Source organism: Terrisporobacter muris, from assembly GCF_024621905.1.
In the GTDB taxonomy this organism is placed as follows: Bacteria; Bacillota; Clostridia; order Peptostreptococcales; family Peptostreptococcaceae; genus Terrisporobacter; species Terrisporobacter muris.
In genome coordinates this window covers 1-5,878 of record NZ_JANKBY010000229.1, presented here as the reverse complement: position 1 = coordinate 5,878, position 5,878 = coordinate 1, and the positions used below count along the sequence as shown (strand labels likewise).

Below are 5,878 nucleotides of genomic sequence, written 5' to 3'. Positions count from 1 at the left end.
TATCTATATTTTAATTTGTAACTTTTTATATTAGAAAAGCAAATTTTATAAATAGAATTGTTATTTCATATTATACTTAAATTATTTTATTGTCAATGTGAATACACTTAAATAGTTTAACAATTTAAGTGTAAGTTACTAGATATATTGATATTATCTAAGTAAATCAATTAATTCTTCTTCTGATAAACTACTTAATACATTTGTATTATTTAAATTTCCATCAATCATATCATGAATTAATTCTGATTTTTTTTGTTGAAGCTCTACTATCTTCTCTTCTATTGTTCCTTTGGAAATTAATTTTATAACCTCTACCACTTGCTTTTGACCAATTCTATGAGCTCTATCACTTGCTTGATTTTCTACTGATGGATTCCACCATGGGTCAAAATGAATTACTGTATTTGCAGATGTTAAATTTAAACCAGTTCCTCCAGCTTTAAGAGAAATTAAAAATACTTTTATTTCTTTATTATTGTTGAAACTATCCACTAAAGTTATTCTATCTTTTGCAGAAGTACTTCCATCTAAATAATAAAAATTAATATGATTTTTATCTAGTCTTTTACCTATATTTTTTAAAACAGAAGTGAACTGAGAAAATACTAGGATTTTATTATCTTTTTCAATATAATCTTTTATTATTTCCAAGCAAGTATCAGTTTTTGCACTTTTACCTTTGTATCCTTCTACAATTATGCTTGGGTCTAAACATAATTGTCTAAGTTTCGTAAGATATGAAAATATGGTTATTTTATTTTTAATATCCTTTTTCTCCTGTAATCTTTTCTTTATTTCTTCAACATAAATGCCGTAGGTATTTTTTTGAGCTTTGCCCATTTCCACATAAAACTCTTTTTCTATTTTAGGCGGAAGCTCTTTGATAACCTGTGATTTTGTTCTTCTAAGAATAAATGGTTTTATCATTCTTTTTAGATTTTCCACTTGTTCAGGGTCTTTTATAAATATGGCATTGAACTTAGTTAAACTATATAAGTAACCTGGCATAATAAAATCAAAAATAGACCATAGTTCTAATAAATTATTCTCAATAGGCGTTCCAGTTAAGGCAAATTTATTAATTGCATTTATTGATTTTACAGCATCAGAAGAAGAAGCTAATGGATTTTTTATATTTTGAGCTTCGTCTATAATACAATAATCAAAATGAAGCTTTTCGTATTCTTCTATATCATTTCTAAGTGAACCATAAGTTGTTAATATAATATCAAAATCATTAATGTTTTTAATTATATTTAATCTTTCTTTTTTTAGTCCATGACTTATTCCCACTGATAAAGATGGAGCAAACTTTTCAAACTCACTTTTCCAGTTATGAATTAAAGATGTTGGAGTTACTATTAAAGTTTTTCTATTTGGCTTACTTAATAGGAAAGTAATTGTTTGTATTGTCTTACCTAGCCCCATTTCATCTGCTAAAATCCCACCAAAACCTAAATAATCTAAAGTTTCAAACCAGTTAAGAGAATCAACTTGGTAATCCCGTAGGGTTGCATTTAGTCCGTCAGGAATTTTAATTTCTTTTTTGTCTATATTTCTGAATTTCTCAATAATATTATTCATATTTTCGATTCCAGAAATATAAGGCAACTTTTTCTCCGTAAGGAGATGATTTATGAACATGGCTTTACTTGAGTGTATTTTCATATTTTTTATATTGTCAGTAAAACCTAAGCTGTCCATAAGTTTAAACATTTCTTTAGTTTCATTATCTTCAAGATTTATAAAGTCTCCGTTACCTAATTTATAATATTTTTTATGGCTTTTAAATGCTTTTATAATATTTTTATATTCTAGAGGGTCTACACCATCGATTTCAAAATTAAAATCTAAATAATGATTAATTTCCTCTCCTAAACCTACTCTAAAAGCAGAAGAATTATGGATTTTTCTTTCTTTTAATTTATCAGAGTAGTATACTTCTCCAATATTTTTAAGTCTATTAATTTCACTATTTAAAAAATCATATAACTGATTATCATTTCCTTTAAATACATATTTATCCTTATCTTTTTCAAAGTAATTGGAATATAATCTATAAATAGCTTCATTTTCTTTTTCTAAGTCTCTTATAACAAATTGTTTTTTATTATCTTCATTATAAGAAAAAGAAATTTTACATGTTACATTACTATCTTCCAAGTCAAAGAAGTATTTTATTTTTAAGTCCTTAGAAATATTATTTTTTATTTTTTCATCTATAATTACACGATCACAAATTTTTTCTATTTTAGGTATCATGTCACTTAAAACTTGACTTACATTTTCTAGCGGAAAGCTTACTTCTTTAAACTCACTTAATATAGCGTGAAGTTTTTTATAATATATACCGTTTTCGCTATTTAATAAATAGATATCTCCTTTATAAAAGACCACATCACCTTTTAATGATATGGGGAAAGGAAGCTTATCTTCACATTTTAATATGACTTCATTATTATTCCACTCTAAATTTATGTCTATAGGAAGATTGCTTTCAATAACACTTGGGCGGTAGTACATATTTCTAAATTTAAAATCAAAACTTCTATAAGAAAGTGATTCAAATAGCCTTCTAACATTAGAGCCTTTGACAGTTAAATATTTAAAGTTTTTTTGTGGTAAATTATAAGATAAATCCATTCCATATTCTTCTATCATTTGAACTATTTTTTCATCTTCATATTCAAAATAACTATTTAATGGATTGTATAGGAAATCCACACCAAATATTAAGTCTTTTGATTCTAATCTAGAGTAAGCAAACTCTTTTAAATCTTTCATAACATACATTTTATCTATACCTATTTTAAAGTCACAAGCTACACTGTTCTCCCCTATATACTCTACTCTTACATCTAGTTTAACTTTTTCTATTTCTTTATTTTTAAAATAATCTAGTAGTTCTTTGTTGATATAATTTTTATTTCTTTTTATTTTATTATCATTTTTTAATACAATTGTTGTTTGTTTTAAGTTACTTATTATATCTGATTTTAATAAATTAACTACATATAGCGTTGAAGCTACAATATGTTTACATATGTTATATTTTCCGAAGGAACTTTTATTTTTATAGTCTTCACAAGTACAAATTGTATTTACTATTTCTTTATTCTTTAAATCTATTGTAATAGCTGGATAATATACAGTGTTATGATTAGCAGAAGCTACTTTACCATCAATATTTAAAACTTTATCTTCATTATTATATTTAATTTCTTGAACATATCCATCTTTATAATACTCTTGTCCTCTACTCAATCTTAGTTTGTCAGTATTATTAATTAATATATCATTTACTATTCTAAAGTCCATCATTTCACCTGCTTCTAAGTATTATAAATTTCATTATATAACTGTTATTAAACTACTTCAATGACCATACTAAAAAAAACTTCTCCAATACGTTGGTATACCAATAATTTATGGTTAAAAAAAAAAATTATTGGCATAATAAAAATAGAATCTTATAAGGAGTGGTTAAAGTGGCAAATGAAGATACTATAAATTTATTAAAAGAATGTAGTTCTGGTGTTAAGATGGGCATTGATGGAATAAATAGTGTTATAGAAAAAGTTGATGATAAAAAACTTTTATTTATTCTAGAAAAATATTTAAAAGACCATGAGAAGTTGGAAGAAAAAATAGAAAAAGAATTAAAAAAATTTAATGATGATGAAAAAGAGCCAAACCCTTTGGCGAAAGCCATGTCATGGGCTAAAGTTAATATGAAGCTTATTAAGGGTGAACATGATAAAACTATTGCTGATTTAATGACTGAAGGTTGCAACATGGGTATTAAATCTATTTGCAGATATATGAATGAATATGATTCAGCCATGGAAAGTATTAAAGGTTTATGTTATGATTTAGTAGAGATAGAAGAAAATTTCTCAAAAGATTTACGTAGTTTTTTATAAATTTTAATAAAAAGTGTGGTAATTTTTATCAATTCACAATAAACTATAAATATAGGGACACTAAATAGTAACTTATCTAATTGATCGGAAAGATAAGCTACTATTAAATATGTTTTCTCCGTTTTATATAATAAACGGTGTGGTGACTCATGGAGAATCATTAAAACATATATACACAGATGAATCCTCATTATAATGAGGATTTTTCTGCGTTAATGTGTATTTATTATTATTTTGGGAAGAATAAATAAATAATTCTAATACATATGGAGGCATTATGAGAGCACCAAAACATATAGGTATTATTCCCGACGGTAATAGGCGTTGGGCACTAAGTAACAACTTATCAAAAGAAGAAGGTTATGAACATGGAATTAATCCAGGGTTACAACTTTTCAAATTATGTCAAAAGGAAAATATAGAAGAAATTACTTTCTATGGTTATACTGTAGACAATACTAAACGTCCAACTATTCAAAAAGAAGCTTTTATTAAGGCTTGTGTTGAATCCGTTATGCTTTTGACAAAAGAAGATTGTGAAATCTTAGTTGTAGGAGATACTTCTCCTCATACTTTTCCACTAGAACTTCTTCCATTTACAAAAGAAAGAGTGAAATTTGGAAAAGGTGGAATAAAAGTAAATTTTTTAATTCATTATGGTTGGGCATGGGACTTGAATCTTAGAAAAGAATTTTGTCCTTTTGGCAAACATATTGACACTAGGCTTAAATCACATGAAATATCCCGTATTGATTTAATTATTAGATGGGGTGGCAGACGAAGATTAAGTGGATTTTTACCAGTACAATCTGTATATTCAGATTTTTATGTTGTAGATAATATGTGGCCAGATTTTAAAGATCAAGATTTTTATGATGCTTTGAAATGGTACGATAAACAAGATGTTACTCTTGGTGGATAAGATTTGATCCAATAAAATAAGTGTTTTGCTATTTTGCAAAACACTTATTTTTTATTATTTTCAATCACTTCACATAAAACCTTACTACCATCTATTACTACAGATGCTCCATTTCCAGGATGAGTTGACGAGTTTATAAAATATAATCCTTTTACTTTCTTAGATTTTAGATGAGGTCTAAAATATGCACTTTGGCTTATTTTATGACTTATACCAAATGCATTTCCATAATATAAATTAAATTTATTTTTTAAATCTAGAGGAGTTAAATAATTTTCATATAAAATATGATTTTCTACATCTTCAAGTCCCTTAATATTTTTCAAATTACTTAAGATATATTTTTTCACCTTTCTAATTTGATTATCATCATATTTTATACTATTGAATGATAAGTTAGGAACACGTAGCATAATATTCATGGATGAATGATTATTTGTTCTAAATGTATGGTCAATTGATCCAGGGTAATATATATATAATGATGGATCAGAAGAAATTTTACCATTAAAAGGTCCTTCTATACTACTTCTAAAATCCTTGCTTATATAAATATTATGAACACTTAAGTTAGTGTAAATTTTATCTAAACCTAGATATAAAATAAATACAGAACAGGAGTAATCAATATTAGTTAAATTACTTTTAGCATATTTACCCTCAGATAATTCATCATCTAGCAAGTTATTAATTACATAAGGATAATCTGCATTACAAATTACCAAATTACAGCTTATTACTTCATTCTTTACTTTTACACCTTTTATTTCATTATCTTCTATAAGTATTTTTTTTACTTCACGATTTGTAACTATTTCTCCACCTAAGTCCACAAATAACTTCTCCAAAGATTTAATATATTCATATAGTCCTCCATCTATATACCAAAGTCCATATAAATGTGATATAGTTGGTATTAATGTATATATATTTGAATTTGTATAAGGATTTACACCTATGTACATGGAGGTAAAAATCAAGTAATTTTTTAATTTTTCATTAGATATTAATTTGTTAAGATATTTATAAG

Annotated in this window: 4 protein-coding genes; 2 read left to right on the top strand and 2 right to left on the bottom strand. The window is 25.7% G+C overall.

What is annotated here, in order from left to right; translation table 11 throughout:
- Nucleotides 1–153: 153 nt before the first annotated feature.
- On the bottom strand, nucleotides 154–3,321 hold the full coding sequence (locus NSA58_RS14520; RefSeq protein ID WP_074079550.1) for a DEAD/DEAH box helicase: 3,168 nt from the start codon (nucleotides 3,319–3,321) through the stop codon (nucleotides 154–156).
- Between the two features lie 170 nt (nucleotides 3,322–3,491).
- Here NSA58_RS14520 and NSA58_RS14515 point away from each other — a divergent pair, with 170 nt between their 5' ends.
- Both NSA58_RS14515 and NSA58_RS14510 read left to right on the top strand, forming a co-directional pair.
- Entirely contained in the window at nucleotides 3,492–3,926 is a 435-nt protein-coding gene (locus tag NSA58_RS14515; protein WP_039678086.1) for a DUF2383 domain-containing protein, read from the top strand.
- Nucleotides 3,927–4,203: 277 nt separating this feature from the next.
- On the top strand, nucleotides 4,204–4,848 hold the full coding sequence (locus tag NSA58_RS14510) for an undecaprenyl diphosphate synthase family protein (RefSeq protein ID WP_039678087.1): 645 nt from the start codon (nucleotides 4,204–4,206) through the stop codon (nucleotides 4,846–4,848).
- 44 nt (nucleotides 4,849–4,892) lie between these two features.
- On the opposite strand, the gene NSA58_RS14505 is transcribed toward NSA58_RS14510, so the two are convergent.
- The coding region (locus tag NSA58_RS14505; protein WP_257560624.1) for a phytoene desaturase family protein at nucleotides 4,893–5,878 on the bottom strand (986 nt) is incomplete at its 5' end.

Bases quoted from the DNA above. Each gene is read 5' to 3' on its own strand.
- NSA58_RS14510 (WP_039678087.1), top strand. From the start codon at position 4,204: ATGAGAGCACCAAAACATATAGGTATTATTCCCGACGGTAATAGGCGT.
- NSA58_RS14520 (WP_074079550.1), bottom strand. From the start codon at position 3,321: ATGGACTTTAGAATAGTAAATGATATATTAATTAATAATACTGACAAA.